15 protein-coding genes are annotated in these 18,091 nt (G+C 35.7%); 6 read left to right on the top strand and 9 right to left on the bottom strand.

Annotation, left to right across the window (positions count from 1 at the left end):
- Positions 1–9 precede the first annotated feature (9 nt).
- The 3 genes from PY093_RS09645 to PY093_RS09635 all read right to left on the bottom strand — a co-directional run bounded on the left by PY093_RS09645 (position 10) and on the right by PY093_RS09635 (position 3,490).
- Positions 10–852 (bottom strand): sugar ABC transporter permease, encoded by an 843-nt coding sequence (locus PY093_RS09645; RefSeq protein WP_275645683.1) that lies wholly within the window; start codon positions 850–852, stop codon positions 10–12.
- A complete protein-coding gene (locus PY093_RS09640) occupies positions 852–2,141 on the bottom strand; it encodes a sugar ABC transporter permease (RefSeq protein WP_275645682.1) in 1,290 nt (429 codons plus the stop codon). Before PY093_RS09640 ends, PY093_RS09645 begins: the two co-directional genes overlap by 1 nt.
- Positions 2,142–2,215: 74 nt before the next feature.
- Positions 2,216–3,490, bottom strand: a complete 1,275-nt coding sequence (locus tag PY093_RS09635; RefSeq protein ID WP_275645681.1) for a sugar ABC transporter substrate-binding protein — start codon at positions 3,488–3,490, stop codon at positions 2,216–2,218.
- 268 nt (positions 3,491–3,758) lie between these two features.
- On the opposite strand from PY093_RS09635, the gene PY093_RS09630 reads away from it, so the two are divergent.
- Entirely contained in the window at positions 3,759–5,522 is a 1,764-nt protein-coding gene (locus PY093_RS09630) for an alpha-glycosidase (RefSeq protein ID WP_275645680.1), read from the top strand.
- 532 nt (positions 5,523–6,054) lie between these two features.
- A complete protein-coding gene (locus PY093_RS09625) occupies positions 6,055–7,431 on the top strand; it encodes an MATE family efflux transporter (RefSeq protein WP_275645679.1) in 1,377 nt (458 codons plus the stop codon).
- Positions 7,432–7,553: 122 nt separating this feature from the next.
- Here PY093_RS09625 and asnB read toward each other — a convergent pair whose 3' ends face one another.
- Positions 7,554–9,401, bottom strand: coding sequence for an asparagine synthase (glutamine-hydrolyzing) (gene asnB, locus PY093_RS09620; protein ID WP_275645678.1), 1,848 nt, complete (start codon positions 9,399–9,401; stop codon positions 7,554–7,556).
- 181 nt (positions 9,402–9,582) lie between these two features.
- On the opposite strand from asnB, the gene PY093_RS09615 reads away from it, so the two are divergent.
- Complete coding sequence (locus PY093_RS09615) at positions 9,583–10,143, top strand: DUF2777 domain-containing protein (protein ID WP_275645677.1); 561 nt, start codon at positions 9,583–9,585, stop codon at positions 10,141–10,143.
- A 466-nt stretch (positions 10,144–10,609) separates the two neighbouring features.
- Here the strand turns inward: PY093_RS09615 and PY093_RS09610 are convergent, their stop codons facing one another.
- The gene (locus PY093_RS09610; RefSeq protein ID WP_275645676.1) at positions 10,610–10,966 is read right to left on the bottom strand and encodes a YisL family protein; all 357 of its coding nucleotides are present in this window, start codon (positions 10,964–10,966) and stop codon (positions 10,610–10,612) included.
- Between the two features lie 239 nt (positions 10,967–11,205).
- Here PY093_RS09610 and PY093_RS09605 point away from each other — a divergent pair, with 239 nt between their 5' ends.
- Positions 11,206–12,396: an ornithine--oxo-acid transaminase gene (locus PY093_RS09605; protein ID WP_275645675.1), complete on the top strand. Its 1,191-nt coding sequence runs from the start codon at positions 11,206–11,208 to the stop codon at positions 12,394–12,396.
- Between the two features lie 52 nt (positions 12,397–12,448).
- Here the strand turns inward: PY093_RS09605 and PY093_RS09600 are convergent, their stop codons facing one another.
- On the bottom strand, positions 12,449–13,354 hold the full coding sequence (locus PY093_RS09600) for a fumarylacetoacetate hydrolase family protein (protein ID WP_275645674.1): 906 nt from the start codon (positions 13,352–13,354) through the stop codon (positions 12,449–12,451).
- Positions 13,355–13,970: 616 nt separating this feature from the next.
- On the opposite strand from PY093_RS09600, the gene PY093_RS09595 reads away from it, so the two are divergent.
- On the top strand, positions 13,971–14,159 hold the full coding sequence (locus PY093_RS09595; protein ID WP_275645673.1) for an aspartyl-phosphate phosphatase Spo0E family protein: 189 nt from the start codon (positions 13,971–13,973) through the stop codon (positions 14,157–14,159).
- A gap of 73 nt (positions 14,160–14,232) precedes the next feature.
- Here PY093_RS09595 and PY093_RS09590 read toward each other — a convergent pair whose 3' ends face one another.
- The 3 genes from PY093_RS09590 to PY093_RS09580 form a co-directional block, all read right to left on the bottom strand.
- Complete coding sequence (locus PY093_RS09590) at positions 14,233–14,745, bottom strand: DNA topology modulation protein (protein WP_275645672.1); 513 nt, start codon at positions 14,743–14,745, stop codon at positions 14,233–14,235.
- A 3-nt stretch (positions 14,746–14,748) separates the two neighbouring features.
- Positions 14,749–15,933 carry a DUF418 domain-containing protein gene (locus PY093_RS09585; protein WP_275645671.1) on the bottom strand — a complete coding sequence of 395 codons (1,185 nt, stop codon included), beginning with the start codon at positions 15,931–15,933 and terminating at the stop codon, positions 14,749–14,751.
- A gap of 137 nt (positions 15,934–16,070) precedes the next feature.
- Positions 16,071–17,651 (bottom strand): long-chain-fatty-acid--CoA ligase, encoded by a 1,581-nt coding sequence (locus tag PY093_RS09580; RefSeq protein WP_275645670.1) that lies wholly within the window; start codon positions 17,649–17,651, stop codon positions 16,071–16,073.
- Between the two features lie 189 nt (positions 17,652–17,840).
- On the opposite strand from PY093_RS09580, the gene PY093_RS09575 reads away from it, so the two are divergent.
- Positions 17,841–18,062, top strand: coding sequence for a spore germination protein (locus PY093_RS09575; protein WP_275645669.1), 222 nt, complete (start codon positions 17,841–17,843; stop codon positions 18,060–18,062).
- The last annotated feature ends 29 nt before the right edge of the window (positions 18,063–18,091 follow it).

Genomic DNA, 18,091 nt, shown 5'->3' with positions numbered 1-18,091 from the left:
CCTTTAAGATTATCCTTTTGTACCACCAGCAGTCAAACCTGAAATTAAATATTTTTGTAGGAACAGGAATACTAAAGCAATTGGTAGTGCAATTAAAATTGAACCTGCAGCAAATACTGTAAAATTGTTAGAAAATTTATCATTAATAAAGTTAAATAATCCCAGTGCTAATGTAAACTTATCTGCATCACGGATTACAATACTCGGTAGTAAATAATCTGTAAATGGCGCCATAAAGTTAAATAATGCAACAACCGCAAGAATTGGTTTAGCAAGCGGTAGCATAATTTTAAAGAATACGCCGAAGTGTCCTGCTCCATCCATACGTGCTGCTTCATCTAGCTCTTTAGGAATTGTATCAAAATACCCTTTTACCAACCATGCATTAAATGGAATTTGACCACCCACGTAAATTAAAATTAGGCCCCACAATGTATTTAGTAATCCAAGCATATTTAAAAGGATATACAATGCAACCATCGCCATTAATGACGGGAACATTTGTAAAATTAAAAATGCGTATAAACCGTATTTTCTTCCAACAAACCGATATCTAGAAAATGCATATGCTATTAATGCTGTAATAAAAACGGAAACAAATGAGTTAATTACAGCTACAAAAATACTGTTTTTATACCATATTAAATAATCACTTTTCGGATCAAAGAATAGCCATCTATAATGTTCAAAGGTTATTCGTTCTGGAATAATTGAAGCAGAGTAAAGACTTGTCCCAGGGTTTAATGACATCGCAATTGTCCAAAGCAAAGGATAAGCAATGATTACAAACATAATCAATAAAAACAGATATATTAATGAAACTTCTATTTTCGACTTTAATTTTGCATTCATTAAATATTCCCCTCCTCTTTAAACGAACGAGTTTTACGGAATTGATAGAACGCAAATCCACTTACTAGTAATCCAATAATGATGGAAATGGCTGCTGCCATGTTATAGTTATTTGTTGTAAAGGTTAAGTCATACACCCACGAAATAAGGATGTCGGTTCCACCGGCGTTCTGACCTCGTACTGCTGGTCCTCCATCATTAAATAAGTAAATAATATTGAAGTTATTAAAATTCCCTGCGTATTGCATGATTAATAATGGCGCAGTTGCATATAAGACGTGTGGTAATGTTATAAAACGGAATTTCTGGAATCTCGTCCCGCCATCAACATCTGCAGCCTCATACCAATCCTTTGAAATACTTTGCAATATCCCTGTGAACAGAGCGAATACAAATGGAAAGCCCAACCAGGTTTGAATCATGATTAACGCTATTTTCGCCCAAAATGGATCGGTTAACCATGGTATCATAACACCAATTTGACTTAGTATATCTCTATTGATTGCACCAAATTTATCATTAAACATCGCAGCAAAAACTAGGATCGTTACAAAAGCTGGGACCGCCCAAGGTAAAATCAACAATGTTCTTATAGCACGTTTAAATTTAATCCGTGAATCATTCACTAACAATGCTAAGAATAGCCCTAAAACGATTTGAGATGTAGTTGCAACTACAGTCCAAACAATGGTCCAAGAAAATACGCTAAAAAATGTATTTTGCCATATTGGAATCGATACCAGATTTACAAAGTTATCAAATCCTACCCAGTTTAATAAGTTTCGCGGTGGTGAATTGTATAAGTTATAGTCTGTGAAGGCAAGCGAAACCATAAATAATAATGGTAGTACGACGATGAAAATTAGAAGTACTAGGCCGGGTGTTACTAAAATGTAAGGGAATCCAGCATCCCATGCTTTTAATAATGATTCCTTGATTGACGGAATTTTTGTTCCTTCTTGTATTTTGATTGCGTCTCTCCGAGCATCTATAATATTAAAATAGTAAAGAACTAACGCAAAGCCAATTATTATAACCGAAACAAGTCCTTGAATTAATAAAAAGATAGAGTGGTCAATCTTTGGGATTTCCCCTAACGTTACAATTCCCCATACTCCTATATTCAAGAAATTATAAAATGTTATTAAGAAGGCCGCTTCTATAATGATTAAAAAGAATCCTTTTAAAAATCTACGATTATAAAACTGACCTAATCCTGCAAACAGGATTGATAGCACGATAGCTATTTTGGGATTATGTCCTTTATGTTTCACTATTTGGTCAGACATCGGTAATCCTCCTGGTTAATGAATAATGGTGGATAGAAAGATTTCTCTCTATCCACCCTATACTCATTTAATGATTATTTCGCACCACTTGCAGCGATGTTATCTTTAATCGTTTGAACAGCTTCTTCTAATACTTCTTTTACATCATCACCATTAGCAATGAATTGAAGTGCACTACCCATTGGATCCCATACTTGTTGCATTTGTGGAATACTTGGCATTGGTTCACCATAAGCAATTTGCTCTGCAAATCCACTCATTAATGGATCATTTGTAATTTTTTCATCGGTTAATGCTGCTTGATTTGCAGGCATTTCACCAGCATTTTCATAATAATACATTGAATTTTCTTGATTTGTTATGTGTTGTAAAAGCTTTGTAGCCCACTCTTTATTTTCAGAATAAGATGAAACCATCCATGATTTAACCCCAACAAATGATTTTGGGTTTTCACCATTCTCTAATAATGGTAGTGGTGCAGTAGCAAGTTTATCACCTAAAGCATCACGGTATGTTGCAATATTCCAAGGACCTGTAATTACAGCCGCTACTTTACCACCAGTAAATAAACCATTCATGATATCGCCTGTAATCTCTTTAGGAATATAACCATTAGTGAACCAAGATTGTACTAATTCTCCGCCCTGTACAGCACCCTCATTTGCTAGTCCGATATCTGAAGCGTCATACGCTCCACCTTCTTTATTAAATACATAACCACCATATCCAGCAAAGAAAGGATATACGAAGTAGAAGTTAGCTGCTTCCATTAAGAAGCCATATTTATCTTGAGCAGCATCCGTTTGGCTTGACGCAAGAGCAGTTAGCTCTTCCATTGTGCTTGGAGCCTCTGGTGATAGATCTTTATTATAAAAAAGACCATACGTTTCAACTACTTGTGGTACACCATAAATTTCACCATCATACGTTACTGCATCAATTGCCGTTTCACTGTAGTCACCAGCGTTATCAAGTGTAACTGGTTCTGCTAATCCTTGTGTTACAATATCACCAATTCGATCATGTGGTTGGAAGAATACATCTGGACCTTTTCCAGCTGGTGCATCTAATGCTAGGTTTTTAACTTGATCTAGCATGCTTATTGGTGTCATTTCAACTTCAATACCATACTCTTCTGTAAAACTTTTAACCATTTCAGCAATAGCATCTTTTTGTTTTTCTTCATCATTAACCCACATCGTTAACTTTTCTGGCTTGTCTGTTTCTGTAGCCTCTTCATTAGCCCCACCTTCTGCCGGCTCTTCTTGTGCATTACGTTGTGGACCGCAAGCAGCCAAGAAGCCCAAAGCTAAAACCATAATCATAAACATCGATAAAAATTTCTTCATTTTGACCCCTCCTATTGTTTATGTAAATATTTTATTTTGCACAATCGATTGCACAGGGTGATGAATTTTAGCGCTTACATCTTTGTGAAAACGATTGCACCACTAAACCTAATTATACATCCAAAATTTATTTTGACAACAATTTTCTTTCATTGTTTTTAACAATCACATGGCATATTTATTATTGATTGACATTCAAAATATATTCCACTACTCTTTTAATAAAACAAACGCAATCGTTTGCGTGATTTAAGAAGGGATGAAACTAATGTTAAAGGAAGCTATTTATCACCGCCCCAAAAACAATTATGCTTATGCCTATAATGAAAGTACTCTTCATATTAGAATACGAACAAAAAGAAATGATGTCGAGTCTGCTTCGCTAATATTTGGTGACCCATATGATTGGGCAGACGGATCTTGGAACTACAAAAAGAAATCGATGATAAAAAGTGGGTCTGATGATTTATTTGATTATTGGTTTGTTGAAATTCAGCCCTCCTATAAAAGACTACGTTATGGGTTTGAACTAAGAAATCAAGAAGAAGTCTTTATCTATACAGAAAAAGGTTTTTACAATGAAATTCCAAGTGACGATACTGCATATTACTTCTGTTTTCCCTTTATAAATAAGATTGATGTATTTGATGCACCAAATTGGGTCAAAGATACTGTATGGTATCAAATTTTCCCTGAGAGGTTTGCAAATGGCGATCAAAAAAATGATCCACCTGGAACATTACCATGGGGGAGTACCGAACCAACACCAGTTAACTTTTTTGGAGGCGATTTCGAAGGAGTCATAGAACATATAGATTACTTAGTTGAGTTAGGTATTACAGGAATCTATTTTACTCCTATCTTTAAAGCTCACTCCAATCATAAATACGATACAATTGATTATATGGAAATTGATCCTCAATTCGGTGACAAAGAAACATTTAAGCGTCTAATAGACGTTTGTCATAAAAACGGAATAAAAGTAATGCTTGATGCTGTATTTAATCATAGCGGCTACTATTTCCCTCAGTTTCAAGACGTATTAAAAAACCAGGACAAATCAATCTATAAAAATTGGTTCCATCTTAAAGACTTTCCAATTGTTACAGAGCCAATTCCTAACTATGATACATTTGCGTTTGTTTCATCAATGCCTAAATTAAATACTGAAAATGCTGATGTAAAAAACTATTTACTTGAGGTGGGTCGTTACTGGGTTAGAGAATTCAATATCGATGGCTGGCGTTTAGATGTTGCTAATGAAGTTGATCACCAATTCTGGCGCGAGTTCCGTCAGGCAGTAAAAGAAATTAAAGAGGACGTGTACATTTTAGGAGAAATTTGGCATGATTCAATGCCTTGGCTTCAAGGTGATCAGTTTGATGCAGTTATGAACTATCCTTTTACAACTGGCGCACTTAATTATTTTGCCAAAGACGAAATTAATGCTGAAAAATTTACAAATATAATCTCTAATGTATTACATTCATATCCTACTAATGTTAATGAAGTAGCTTTTAACCTATTAGACAGTCATGACACACCAAGAATTTTAACGATTTGTAAGGATAACAAAGAAAAACTTAAACTTTTATACGTGTTTCAACTTTCATTCACTGGTGCCCCTTGCATTTACTATGGAGATGAAATCGGGATGACTGGTGGTCAAGATCCTGGCTGCCGTAAATGCATGGAATGGAACAAAGAAAATCAAGATCTCGATTTATTTGAACATGTTAAAAAGTTAATACAGTTACGTAAAGAAAATTCAACCTTTACAGCTAACGATATTCAGTTCCTTGAAGCAAATAATGAAACAAACTTACTTATTTACACAAAGACAGATAGAGAGCTTGAAACTATTTTCATTCTCAATAACTCTGATAAAGAACTTGATGTAGAAATACCTATAAATATGAAAGGGAAGAATGTTGTTGATTTATGGACGGGTGAACTATTTACACCAGTATCTGATAAGCTACATCAACCTCTAAGCCCCTATGGATTTAAAATTTTTAAAGTCGGAAAATAAGAAAAGCGTAGGGTGCACCTAGAGCTAGACACTAAAACTAGGTATAAACTTTTATGCTTTCTTATCTTTTGAAAAAGATCTGTCCTCTCATTTGTGAGGGCAGATCCTTTTCTTAGCTTTTCCCCGGTGCACAAACTGCCTATATTCAGAAGGGCTAATTCCTTCAAATTTTTTAAAAAGCTTTGAGAAATAGGTAGTTGTCCTGAATTGACTTCATAAGGTATTCCATTTTCCATCATAAATAACGTACCTAATGTGACATATAACAGATCAAAAATTGAAAAAAAGTTCGTTTAAAGTGTTTTTCACCTACTGTAAACTTTCCAATACCTGACTTTATAAAGGTTGGAAACGGTGAAACAGAAAGGTTATTACATTCATTAACACACCGATATGTCAAGATTTTCCAAAAGTAGTCGACTTCATCTCTTTTTATTATAACGATAACACTATAAACTTAAAATTGCTTTTCAAAAAATAGTAAATGTCATTTGTCTGCATTTAATGAGGTTTTACAAAGGGGTTGTCATCAATGAAAGAGAAAGAGCAACATAATTCAAATACGAAAACACTGTCATTATTCGCTCTGACTTGGCCTATTTTTATAGAAATTTTACTTCACATGCTCATGGGTAATGCAGATACTTTAATGCTTAGTCAATACTCTGATAATTCTGTTGCAGCAGTTGGGGTTTCTAATCAGATACTTTCAATTATTATTGTAATGTTCGGCTTTATTGCAACAGGTACAACTGTGTTAGTTGCCCAGCATTTCGGTGCAAAGGAATACAGAAAGGCCTCAGAGGTCTCTGTTGTTTCTGTTGTTACTAATGTCGGATTTGGACTACTGTTTAGCATTGCCATTTTTGTTGCATCCAACAAAATCCTTCTTTTAATGGATCTCCCACTTGAACTATTGGACGAAGCATCTATTTATTTACGAATTGTCGGTGGATTTGCTTTTATCCAAGCTATTATTATGACAATTGGGGCGATTATTAGAAGCTATGGATTCACGAGGGATACAATGTATGTCACAATCGGCATGAATATCCTAAATGTTATTGGTAACTATTTATTTATTTTCGGACCATTTGGATTTCCTGTTTTAGGGGTTGAAGGGGTTGCTATTTCTACAACAGTAAGTAGAGGGATTGGGTTAATAGCGATAACTTATCTTTTATTTAAGCGAATTGATCATGAACTCCCTTTTAAAAAGGTGTTTACATTACCAGTAGTACATTTAAAGAATCTTTTAAAAATTGGTGTTCCTTCCGCTGGCGAACATTTATCTTATAATACTTCACAAATGTTAATTACCTTTTTCATAACAATGTTAGGAACAGAAGCATTAACGACAAAGGTGTATGCTCAAAATATTATGATGTTTATATTCTTATTTAGTATTGCAATCAGTCAAGGTACGCAAATAATAATCGGTCACATGATTGGTGCAAAAGAGTTTGAAAACGCATATCGGAGATGCTTAAGGAGCTTATATATGGCTATTGGAATCTCAACCTTAATGGCAGTTATTGTTTCATTCTTCTCCGACTCGTTCTTTAGCATATTTACTGACAACAAAGAGATTATAAAAATCGGTGGTACACTAATACTATTAACAATTATTCTTGAGCCTGGACGTGCCTTTAACTTAGTCATAATAAATGCACTGCGGGCAGCAGGGGATGTAAAAGTGCCCGTTTATATGGGTATCCTCTCGATGTGGGGAGTCAGTGTTCCAATTGCATATATCCTTGGGGTTCACTTTGGATTAGGATTAGTCGGGATCTGGATTGCATTCATTGTCGACGAATGGCTAAGAGGCGTAGTGATGCTCTGGCGTTGGCGATCACGTGCTTGGCAAAAAAAATCTTTCGTTACAACTAAAGAGCAAGAGGCTGTATAAATAAGTCGAGCTATTGGTTGGTATTTGAGTTTGGGGTTTTCCTTTCCTAACTGTAAATCATCATGTTATATTCAGATATTCGAAAAGGTAACCATTATAATTAAATGGCTACCTTATTCTTTTCATTCCGTCACATTTACATTGTATTCTTTAAACCATACATGAATTTGAGCTAGGTGGGCTAGGAGCTGCGGTCCAGTCATAAGCTGACCAAACCATGGTATTTTAAAAGCTTCTCCACCAGATTCAACTATATCCTTTAACTTCTTATCATCGAAAAACTCGTATAAGGCGGAGTTTTTATCCTCCAGAATATTATTCATCCAACTTTGCACTGCGTTTGTATAGTGAGGGTTATGTGTTTTCGGGTACGGACTCTTTTTTCTATAAAGAACTTCGTCTGGTAACAAACCTTCTAATGCACGGCGTAAAATACCTTTTTCGCGATCTCCATGCATTTTCATCTCCCATGGAATATTCCAAACATACTCCACCAAGCGATGGTCTGCAAATGGGACACGCACTTCAAGACTTGCTCCCATACTCATTCTGTCTTTCCGATCTAACAATGTTGTCATGAACCAAAGTATATTTAAATAAAACAACTCCCGTCTCTTTGCCTCGACCTTAGTTTCACCAAATAGTGACGGGGTCTCTTTTACTGTTTCATTGTAACGGCTTACTACATATTCTTGTAAATGTAGTTTGTCTCGCCAAGTTTTTCTGAGTAGGTTCACTCTCTCCTCAGTCGATCGCATCCATGGAAATCCCTTTGAAGCTAAATCCTCTGGACGATGAAACCATGGGTATCCACCAAATATTTCATCAGCACATTCTCCAGATAAACCAACCACAAAGTCTTGTTTTATTTCTTTACAGAACCATAAAAGGGAGGAATCAACATCAGCCATTCCAGGCAAATCTCGTACTAAGACAGCTTCTGATAGGTAGTCAACCAACTGTTGCTGGGAAATAACAGAACTGTGGTGAACAGTACCATATGTGTCAGTCATTTTCTTAATCCAAAACTCATCAGAATTTGGTTGAAATTCATTAGCTTCAAAGTACTTTTCATTATCCTCGTAGTCTATCGAATACGTATGAAGTGGCCCCTTACCTTCTTTTTTAAACTCCTTTGCCGCAATTGCAGTAATTGCACTAGAGTCTAGTCCACCGGAAAGAAATGTACATACTGGAACATCTGAAACTAGTTGTCTTGTAACAGCATCAGTAAATAACTCTCTGACCTTCTCAGTTGTTTGGTTTAATGAATCTTTATGCTCTTTACTTTTCACATTCCAATAACGCCAAATTTTTAAACCTTCTTTTGTAAAGGTTAAAGCATGTGCTGGACGTAATTCGTCAATTCCTTTAAAGACACCATGGCCAGGTGTTCTTGAAGGTCCGAGTCCAAAAATTTCAGACAAGCCATCATACCCTACCTCGGTTTTTACATCTGGGTGTTCTAGTATTGACTTTAGCTCAGAGCCAAAAAATAATCTTCCATTCTCTTCTTTATAAAAAAGCGGTTTTACTCCTAGACGGTCTCTACCGATAAATAACTTTTGCTTTGTTTCATCCCATACCGCAAAGGCAAATATCCCGTTGAGATGGTCCACACATCGCTCTTCCCACTCCATATAAGCCGTTAGAAGAACCTCTGTATCAGAATGTCCTTGGAATGTATAACCTCTTTTTAATAGTTCTTTACGAATATCCTCGGTATTATAGAGCTCACCATTATAGCAAATAGTGTATTTGGCCTCTTTCTTATTTTTGGACATTGGTTGCTTTCCACCAATTGGATCTACAACGACTAATCGCTTATGTCCGAAGGCTGCATGGGTTGTAGTCCATGTATTGGTATCATCAGGCCCACGCTTCGCTAATGTTTCAGCCATTCTTGTGACAGTCTCTCTTTCCCCTAGTAAGTTTCTTTTAAAGTCAATCCAGCCTGTTATTCCACACATGTACATCATCCTTTCTAACCGCAAACCACGGCTCGCAAGCTGATTACATTGTATGCAAAATTAACTTGTACAATGATTTGTCCAAAACATGCAAGCCCTTACAGTTATAAATTTCTTTATTTTTGTCAAAACAGTGAGTAAGGAAACACCAAGAACTCACATTCAGACAGGAGGATTCAACTTGAATTTACAACACAGACTTAATGCAATTAAAGAACAACCCCGTTCATATTCTATGGGAACAGTGGAGTTTATTAATGAACAATGGATATTTTTTGACGACGAAAATGAGGAAGCATCATTACTTGAAGAATTAGTGGAACGCGAGATAGAAGTATTTACCCTACAGTCATGGATAGGTGGAACCTTAACAGAAGAAGGATTGTTAAAGACAGCGGACTATTTTTACCAACTAACTGATGGAGATTGCGTTCGTGTTCGAAAGCATTTACCACATACCTACAAAGCATTACTTGAAGCGTTTCCAGATGAGGTGTTCGTTAGGTTCACTTCTACTTTAAACAAGTTTTCGTATTCTCTCTACGATTGTATATATTGTCATAATCATATGATGTTTCACGATGAAATTGAGCATTATCATGGAGTCAATTTTATTAACTTTGATAACACCGAGATTGTTTGTGCAGTTTTGCACCATTTTGAACGAGGAAAAAAAAACCATGACAGATTTGAGTTCACTTGGGCAGATGGTAAAAGATCAATATTAATGAATTTAAACTAGAAAAGCGAAAGGCGCGCCCGCTTATCGGCGCGTCGATTAAAAATCGCCACGTCCTGTGGCGAACATCGACTTCAGCACATCTTGTGCAAGTCAAGCATAAGACAGTTTATTCAAGAAGGTGGTTTTTCCTTCTTAAAGGAAATGGCTTATGACCAAAGGTCAGATGACGCCCGGAGCTAGACACTGAGACTAGTTCTTAACTCTTTCAATCAGTTGTTTAAAAATTATATAACCTGAGTAATGACCTAGTGTATCATTAGAAATATAAGAAAAGCGCAGGGCGCCCGCCTATCGGCGACAAGCATAAGACGAGCCCTGACTGAAGGCGTTTTTTGCCTTCGGGAAGGGATTGGCTTATGACCTCGAGTCGATGGCGCCCGGAGCTAGACACTAAAATTAGGTACAAACTTTTATACTTTCTTATCTTTTAAAAAAGCCGCCGTAATGAGGCGACTATCAGGCATTATTAAAATATGTCGAAGCCAAGTGGTAAATTTAGACCTAGGTACAACGCTAAGATAAACGCAATTATTAGCTGAATCCAAAAGATGTTAGTAGATTTTCCTTTTCCGCCGCGAACTAAGATCATTTCCATCATACCTATTACCCAAATACCAGCGATGACTTTTAGGATATATGAACCTGGAAGAGCATCAAGACCTAATAGTAAAGCAATGCCTGTACCTAAAATAAATAAGTAAAATAAACGCAATGTCATGTGTACCATTTTTAATGGTTTTGTTTTTCCACCTTTTTGCATGGAGATGCCTACAAAAAATAGGATAAGTGCGATTACCCATGTCGTTATATGCGCATGTGTCATTGTATTTCCTCCCTAAACTGTATTCCAACAGTAACATAATACCACGTTTTAGAGGGAAAATGAAAAACTTTATCTCACACATAGGGGCGGTAAAACTTTCGCGGGAAGGATTGATGTGGATTATAAAATCCGACTGTTGAAGTTTCCCTTTATATTAGTTGATTCGATTTGAAGAGTAGGATATTGTATAAGAGGGATACATAAACACTAAATCCTATTAGGAAAGGAAGTTTCTACTTATGGGAAAAACAAGTGAACTTATTTCATTAACAGAACAGTTTGGAGCTAAAAACTATCACCCGCTACCAATTGTAATCTCAAAAGCGGAAGGAGTTTGGGTTAGGGATCCTGAAGGAAATAAATATATGGACATGCTAAGTGCATACTCGGCAGTTAACCAAGGACACCGTCACCCGAAAATCATTCAAGCTTTAAAAGATCAAGCTGATAAAATCACATTAACCTCTCGTGCATTTCATAATGATCAATTAGGTCCGTGGTATGAAAAGATGGCGAAGCTTACTGGAAAAGATATGATTCTTCCAATGAATACCGGAGCTGAGGCAGTAGAAACAGCCGTTAAAACAGCACGCCGTTGGGCATATGATGTAAAAGGCGTAGCCGATAATCAAGCTGAAATTATTGTATGTGAGGATAATTTCCATGGTCGTACAATGGCCGCGGTTTCGATGTCCTCAAGTGATGAGTATAAACGTGGTTTTGGTCCAATGCTTCCTGGGATAAAGATTATTCCTTATGGAGATGTCGAGGCTTTAAAAGCAGCCATTACACCTAATACTGCAGCTTTCATTTTCGAACCAATCCAAGGGGAAGCAGGTATAAACATCCCTTCAGAAGGCTACCTAAAAGAAGCATATACTGTTTGTAAGGAAAATAATGTTTTATATGTTGCCGACGAGATCCAAGCAGGATTAGGTCGTTCTGGTAAAATGTTTGCATGTGAATGGGAGAATGTAGTTCCTGATATGTATATTTTAGGTAAAGCACTTGGTGGAGGGGTTTTTCCTATTTCATGTGTTGCTGCCAATAAAGATGTATTAGGCGTGTTTAATCCAGGCTCACACGGCTCTACATTTGGAGGAAATCCTCTTGCTTGTGCAGTTTCAATTGCTGCTCTTGACGTTTTAATTGATGAAAAATTACATGAACGTTCAAATGAATTAGGTAACTATATGCAGGAAAAATTAAAAGAAATTCAAAACCCTATCATTAAAGAGGTCCGTGGCCGCGGGCTATTCATCGGTGTTGAATTAACAGAGGAAGCACGTCCATATTGTGAAAAACTAAAAGAAGAAGGATTATTATGTAAGGAAACGCATGAAACTGTTATTCGTTTCGCACCTCCTCTTGTTATTTCGAAAGAGGATCTGGATTGGGCCATTGAAAAGGTAAAAAAAGTTCTTTCATAATATTTAGGGCTCTTACCATAACTGGTAGAGCCCTTTTTCATTAGAGAACTAGTTACTCTTGTATTGTATTTTTTAAAGTGCCTAAACCAGTAATCGAAATTTCAATGGTATCGCCCTTTTTAAGAAAACGTGGTGGTTTAAACCCTTTCCCTACTCCTGCTGGTGTTCCAGTTGCAATAATATCACCTGGTTCAAGCGTAGTTCCTTGTGAAATAGTAGAAATAATCGATTCGATAGTAAATATAAATTGCTCTGTATTACCTGATTGTCTTACCTCACCATTTACCTTTGTTTCAATGTCTAAATTAGAGGGGTTTGGAATGATTGACTTATGTGCAATATATGGTCCCATTGGACATGAGGTATCAAGGCTTTTTCCTAAAAAGAACTGCTTATGTCTTTCCTGTAAATCTCTCGCGGTTACATCATTTAAAATCGTATAACCAAACACATAATCTAACGCGTTTTCTTTTGAAATTTTTTTACCTTTTCTCCCAATAACTACCGCTAACTCACCTTCATAATCTAGCTGACTAGTAATATCCTCATGATCTAAAATTGTTTCTTCTGGCCCTACGACTGTTGTTGGTGTTTTTGAAAATAACATAATATGCTTAGGGATATCTGCCGCACTCCCCATTTCAATTGCATGATCTGTATAGTTTTTACCCACACAGAAAATATTTTTACGTGGTCTTGGAATAGGTGCTTTTATTTGAACATCTGAAAATGGTAAGCTATACGTTTCTGATGGATTTTCTAACGCCCACTTTTCAAGCTCACCTGCTTTATTTACAAACACATCTCCGAGCTCAATACACTCATTCATTGTGGTTGGTAATGTTGATGTACCTGACATCGCTTTTTCTGCTTCATTCAAATTAATCACTGTTTGTAATCTTTCATCAATGGTACCAATGAAAACCTTGTCATCTAATTTCGCTGTTACGAATCTCATTTTATTCACCTCAAGTATCTTTTATATATACATTCGTGATATAAATTAAATTTCCTTCTACAAATTCCCAAAAAGCGCTGGGCGCTGGAGCTGGACGTAGATAGACAAAGACACGAAGTTATACACAATCTTACAATTTTATAAATTCCTTAACAATGAAAAATAGGTATTCACCCCATAAGGGTAAATACCTATTATTTTTAAAATGCTTATTCAAATGCTTCGATAAATTGGATAACAGCTGGACCTAATAAGACTATAAAGTTACTAAGAAATATAAATAGGACTAGAGGAAATAGCATTTTAATAGGAGCCCCAGTAAAATTTCAAAGCAATAGGTTATAACGCCCGCTTTATTTTTTCAATAGTGCTAAAAGAATCATTTTTCGCATCAATAGTGATTATTTTGTAGAATTTTGTAATCCTTTGTAACTTTACGACATCTTTTATCGAAAGTGTTTAATTTTTAATAGTAATAGGTATAATGATTTTACAATCGTTTGCACGCTAATTAGCATTACTTGGCTATACTCTACTTGTAATATGACTGGTAGTACTTCTGTATTACCCGATAATGCAAATGACAAGATAAAATTATAATAATGGAGATACTTAGATGTTAACCTTAATGATTGAAATTAAAAGAAAAAAGATGATTTCTTTAGCAAGTAAACACGGTTTTTCAGCTAAAGAAACAGTAGAATGCAGCCAAGAGTTAGACAAGCTTTTGAACATTCATAGACAGATTGTAACTGCAGAAAAAAAAGGAATCCCTTTTGAAAATTTACTAACTGCGACTTCTTAGTACATTTTGTGGGCCACAGCAGCATTTTTTCCAATTAGTAAAGCATCCGCTATATGCAGCGAATGCTTTTTTGTTAGGGTAGTGTTATATTTGCTAAGAAAACCCTAACGTCACTTCTTTTTTTCATATGATACACATTTGTTGAAACAGGAAGTTCATGTAACTTTGATACTATTGAAGGTGACTTTTCTTTTTTATAATTCCATATCCAGCTTAAAAATTCTAAATCTAATTTTTCTGGACAATCCTGTCCCATGTCAGGTCTCGTTTTATTGTGATACTTGATTCTTCTAGAAATTGCACCATACACACAAACTAACGGTGCAAAGTCCAGAAAAATAACCGTATCTGCACTTGCCATTCTTCTATCTATTGTACTTCCATAGTTACCGTCAATAATCCAACTTTCTCTTTTGAGTAATTGTTTATGTTTCTCAATCCATTTCTCTCTTGGAGTTTCAGTCCAGCCTGATTTCCAAAATATTGCATCTAGATGTATGACGTCAATCTGCAAAATGTGTCCTAATTCTTTTGCTAAGGTAGATTTACCTACGCCACCCGGCCCAATAATCATTATTTTTTTCACTATTTAACTCCTCACTTTGAGAGGTTGTTTTTTCCCATACGTTAATGTTCTCCATATCCATTCAACAGGTCCAACTTGAAATTTATATAACCAAAGTTTACTTATCACGATTTGAGAAGCAAAAATAATAATTGTCAGGATTAATCCTGTAAATGGACTTATTTCACCATAAAGTCCTAGTCCATAGCTGTAAAATATTAAAGTGCTTAAAACCGATTGAAATAAATAATTTGAAAGGGATAATCTTCCCACTGCAGCAAGCGGCGAAAGGACTCTTTTCCATAAGTCATGTCTTGTTATGAGAACGATTGAAGTTGCATAAAATAAGGCAATAGCAGGTCCTCCAATTGCATCTTGGATATATTCTGTTATAAGATTTTGACTTGTGTAGTAAGGTAAAAGTTTAAAAGGAACACCAATTATCATCGTGGTCAACCACAACTTCTGTATTCCTTTTAGGTTTTCTTCTACTTGTGAAAACCATTTCTTTTTGGCCATATATGCTCCTAATAAAAACATTGGTAATATGCTAATTATTAAAAACGGCAAATTAGCTGGTCCATTCACGTAATACCAATCTTGAAACCGCTGCCCAGTAATGTCTACAAAGGCCCCACTACTATAAACATCCAAAGAACGTCGAGCCATCGTCTCATTAAAAGGAATCCCTGCCATCGATGGATCTAGGTAAAATGCTAATAATAAAAGAGCCGACATTAGGAAGGTAGGAACGATAAATAAAACTAAAGCCCAAACCAGTAACGTAATTTGTTTAGCTTTATGAAATAGTAAAAAAAGTAAGCCCACAATAGCATATGAAATTAAAATGTCACCATGCCAAATTAAGAATGCGTGCAAACAACCAATCATTAACAAAACGAATAACCTTTTAGAAAATAACCTTGGAAATGAATATCCTTTTGCAATCGCACGATCCTTAAAAATCATGATGCCAAAGCCAAAAAGAAACGAAAACAATGTATAAAAACTAGCTTGAGCAAAAATATTAATAAACTGTTCTGTCCAATTATCTAGTTTGCCAGACCATTCCCCTGGTTTCATGTATAGTACCGGTGAGTTGAAGGCAGGCATGTTGACAAGAAAGATCCCCAAAATAGCAAAACCTCTAATTATATCGATTGACTGAATCCTTTCTTTTGTTTGAATTGGAGTAAGTAGTTGATTCATTTAATCACACACTTCCTATACCTAAAATATAACTTATTTACCATTATACTCGTTTTATGTGTTATAAGAGAAAAAGATTGTAATGTAAAAGGACTTGGAAAATTATCCAAGCCCTTATTTATTTATTATCATACTAACTAATTTACAAACTTTCCACGATCCCAATATTCCTTACGAAGGTGGATTTTTTGAATTTTTCCTGAAGCTGTTTTCGGTAATTCATCTACAAATGTTACCCCGGTAATTGCTTTAAAATGGGCAAGTTGTTGCCTTGAAAATCGAATAAGTTCTTCAGCTGTTACATTGTCGTTTTGTCTTAAAACAACAAAGGCATGTAGCGTTTCACCCCATTTTTCATGTGGTACGGCGATTACGGCTGCTTCTACTACTGCTGGGTGCTCATAAAGAACTCCTTCAACTTCAATAGAAGATATATTTTCGCCGCCACTTATAATAATATCTTTTTTTCTATCTACGATTTCAATGTTCCCATGTCGATCAACGGTTGCCATATCTCCCGTATGAAGCCAACCATCTTTAATTATCTCTCTTGTTGCCTCTTCATTTTTCCAATATCCTAACATTACTCCATTGCTTCTAGTAACAACCTCACCGATTTCTTTCCCATCTCTAACTACTTCTTCTCCATTATCATTGATAACTTTAACCTCTGCTCCAATCATCTGGTAGCCCGCTTTTGCCTTCATACGATATTGCTCATTTTTCGGCAAGTTTGTAAGATTTGAACGAATTGTAGAAACTAAACTTAATGGAGAGGATTCAGTCATCCCATATACTTGGATAAACTCCCATCCTAATTCTTCTTCAACCTGAGTTACAAATGGAGGTGGTGGAGCAGATCCTGCTATAACAACACGAACATCATGGTCGATCCCGGGTGGATATTTTTCAGCAAATTGTAAGAGAGAATTCAAAACTGTTGGTGCCATGTGCATAATCGAAACCTTATAGTCTTGTACGTTTTCAAATATTGTTTTAGGTATTGGCTTTCTAAGACAAATATGTGTTGCCCCATTAGCAGTATAATAGAATGGAGAACCCCAGCCATTGACGTGAAACATCGGTAATATATGTAAATACATATCTTTGTCTGAAACACGAAGGTGATGCATCGTGCTTAACGCATGAATGTAGTTATTTCTATGTGTAAGCATAACACCTTTTGGATTTCCTGTTGTACCACTTGTGTAGAGAAGGCTACAAACATCGTTTTCATCTAACTCTGTTCTTTTGAATGACTTTTCGGGATACTGCCCCAGCCAATTGTCATAGTCAATTTCCTCTGTAGTCTCATTTTTATAGTGAACAATAATTTCCTCTATTGTTGTTAGCTGTTCTTTTATTGGAGCAATTAATGAGTATATTTCTTGATCAACAAATAGGATTTTACTTTCACTATGATTCAAAATAAATAAATAATCCTCTGACTTTAACCTGGTGTTTAACGGTACCATTATTGCTCCAAGTTGAAATACTCCATAAAAACCTTCAAGCATTTCTACTGTATTTGGTGCCAAATAGGCTACACGATCTCCTTTACATACCCCTAGATCCCTTAGACCAAAAGAAAGCTGATTGACTCGATCATTCAATTCATTATATGTAAACTCTCGCCCATCACAAATAACTCCTAGCTTATTTCCATATAGTGAAACTGCTCTGTCTAAAAATTGCGTAAGAAGTAATGGTACATTCATGTTTCAGACCCCCATAGTCAATTATTCGGAATATTTAAAATTGTACTTAATTATACCATATCATCCATTTTTTGTTTTGAAAGTATCATTTATTCTTTTACATAATCCAAACCTTCTTAATCTAGATTCACGCCTAATTGTGTAAATTCATATAATGACATAGAAGAATAACACAAAAGGGTGTATAGTATGCCAGCAATCGTCGGAGCAGTAAAAGTAAATAGCATTGGTAGTAGTAGTGTTTTCAACATTGGAGATGTTTTTACTATCTCGCCTATTAGCAATGTAAAGACATTTGCAGGTGCTGGTTCTTTTAACACAGGGGACGGATTATATGTGCTGAATAGACAAAGTTCTACTAATACAAATGATAAAGACCTTGTAGATCAACCTACTGTTGGAAACGCTTAGCAAGACTGTTTTTATAAAATAATTCAAAA

This window comes from Cytobacillus sp. S13-E01 (genome assembly GCF_029193815.1).
Taxonomy (GTDB): Bacteria; Bacillota; Bacilli; order Bacillales; family Bacillaceae_L; genus Bacillus_BV.
Note: the sequence above shows the minus strand (reverse complement) of the source record. Positions and strands in the feature narration are given on the sequence as shown.

Excerpts from the sequence above, each read along its gene's own strand:
- PY093_RS09645 (WP_275645683.1), bottom strand. The coding sequence starts at position 852 with ATGAATGCAAAATTAAAGTCGAAAATAGAAGTTTCATTAATATATCTG.
- PY093_RS09640 (WP_275645682.1), bottom strand. The coding sequence starts at position 2,141 with ATGTCTGACCAAATAGTGAAACATAAAGGACATAATCCCAAAATAGCT.
- PY093_RS09635 (WP_275645681.1), bottom strand. The coding sequence starts at position 3,490 with ATGAAGAAATTTTTATCGATGTTTATGATTATGGTTTTAGCTTTGGGC.
- PY093_RS09630 (WP_275645680.1), top strand. The coding sequence starts at position 3,759 with ATGTTAAAGGAAGCTATTTATCACCGCCCCAAAAACAATTATGCTTAT.
- PY093_RS09625 (WP_275645679.1), top strand. The coding sequence starts at position 6,055 with ATGAAAGAGAAAGAGCAACATAATTCAAATACGAAAACACTGTCATTA.
- asnB (WP_275645678.1), bottom strand. The coding sequence starts at position 9,401 with ATGTGTGGAATAACAGGCTGGATTGACTTTAAAAGAAACTTACTAGGG.
- PY093_RS09610 (WP_275645676.1), bottom strand. The coding sequence starts at position 10,966 with ATGACACATGCGCATATAACGACATGGGTAATCGCACTTATCCTATTT.
- PY093_RS09605 (WP_275645675.1), top strand. The coding sequence starts at position 11,206 with ATGGGAAAAACAAGTGAACTTATTTCATTAACAGAACAGTTTGGAGCT.
- PY093_RS09600 (WP_275645674.1), bottom strand. The coding sequence starts at position 13,354 with ATGAGATTCGTAACAGCGAAATTAGATGACAAGGTTTTCATTGGTACC.
- PY093_RS09595 (WP_275645673.1), top strand. The coding sequence starts at position 13,971 with ATGTTAACCTTAATGATTGAAATTAAAAGAAAAAAGATGATTTCTTTA.
- PY093_RS09585 (WP_275645671.1), bottom strand. The coding sequence starts at position 15,933 with ATGAATCAACTACTTACTCCAATTCAAACAAAAGAAAGGATTCAGTCA.
- PY093_RS09580 (WP_275645670.1), bottom strand. The coding sequence starts at position 17,651 with ATGAATGTACCATTACTTCTTACGCAATTTTTAGACAGAGCAGTTTCA.
- PY093_RS09575 (WP_275645669.1), top strand. The coding sequence starts at position 17,841 with ATGCCAGCAATCGTCGGAGCAGTAAAAGTAAATAGCATTGGTAGTAGT.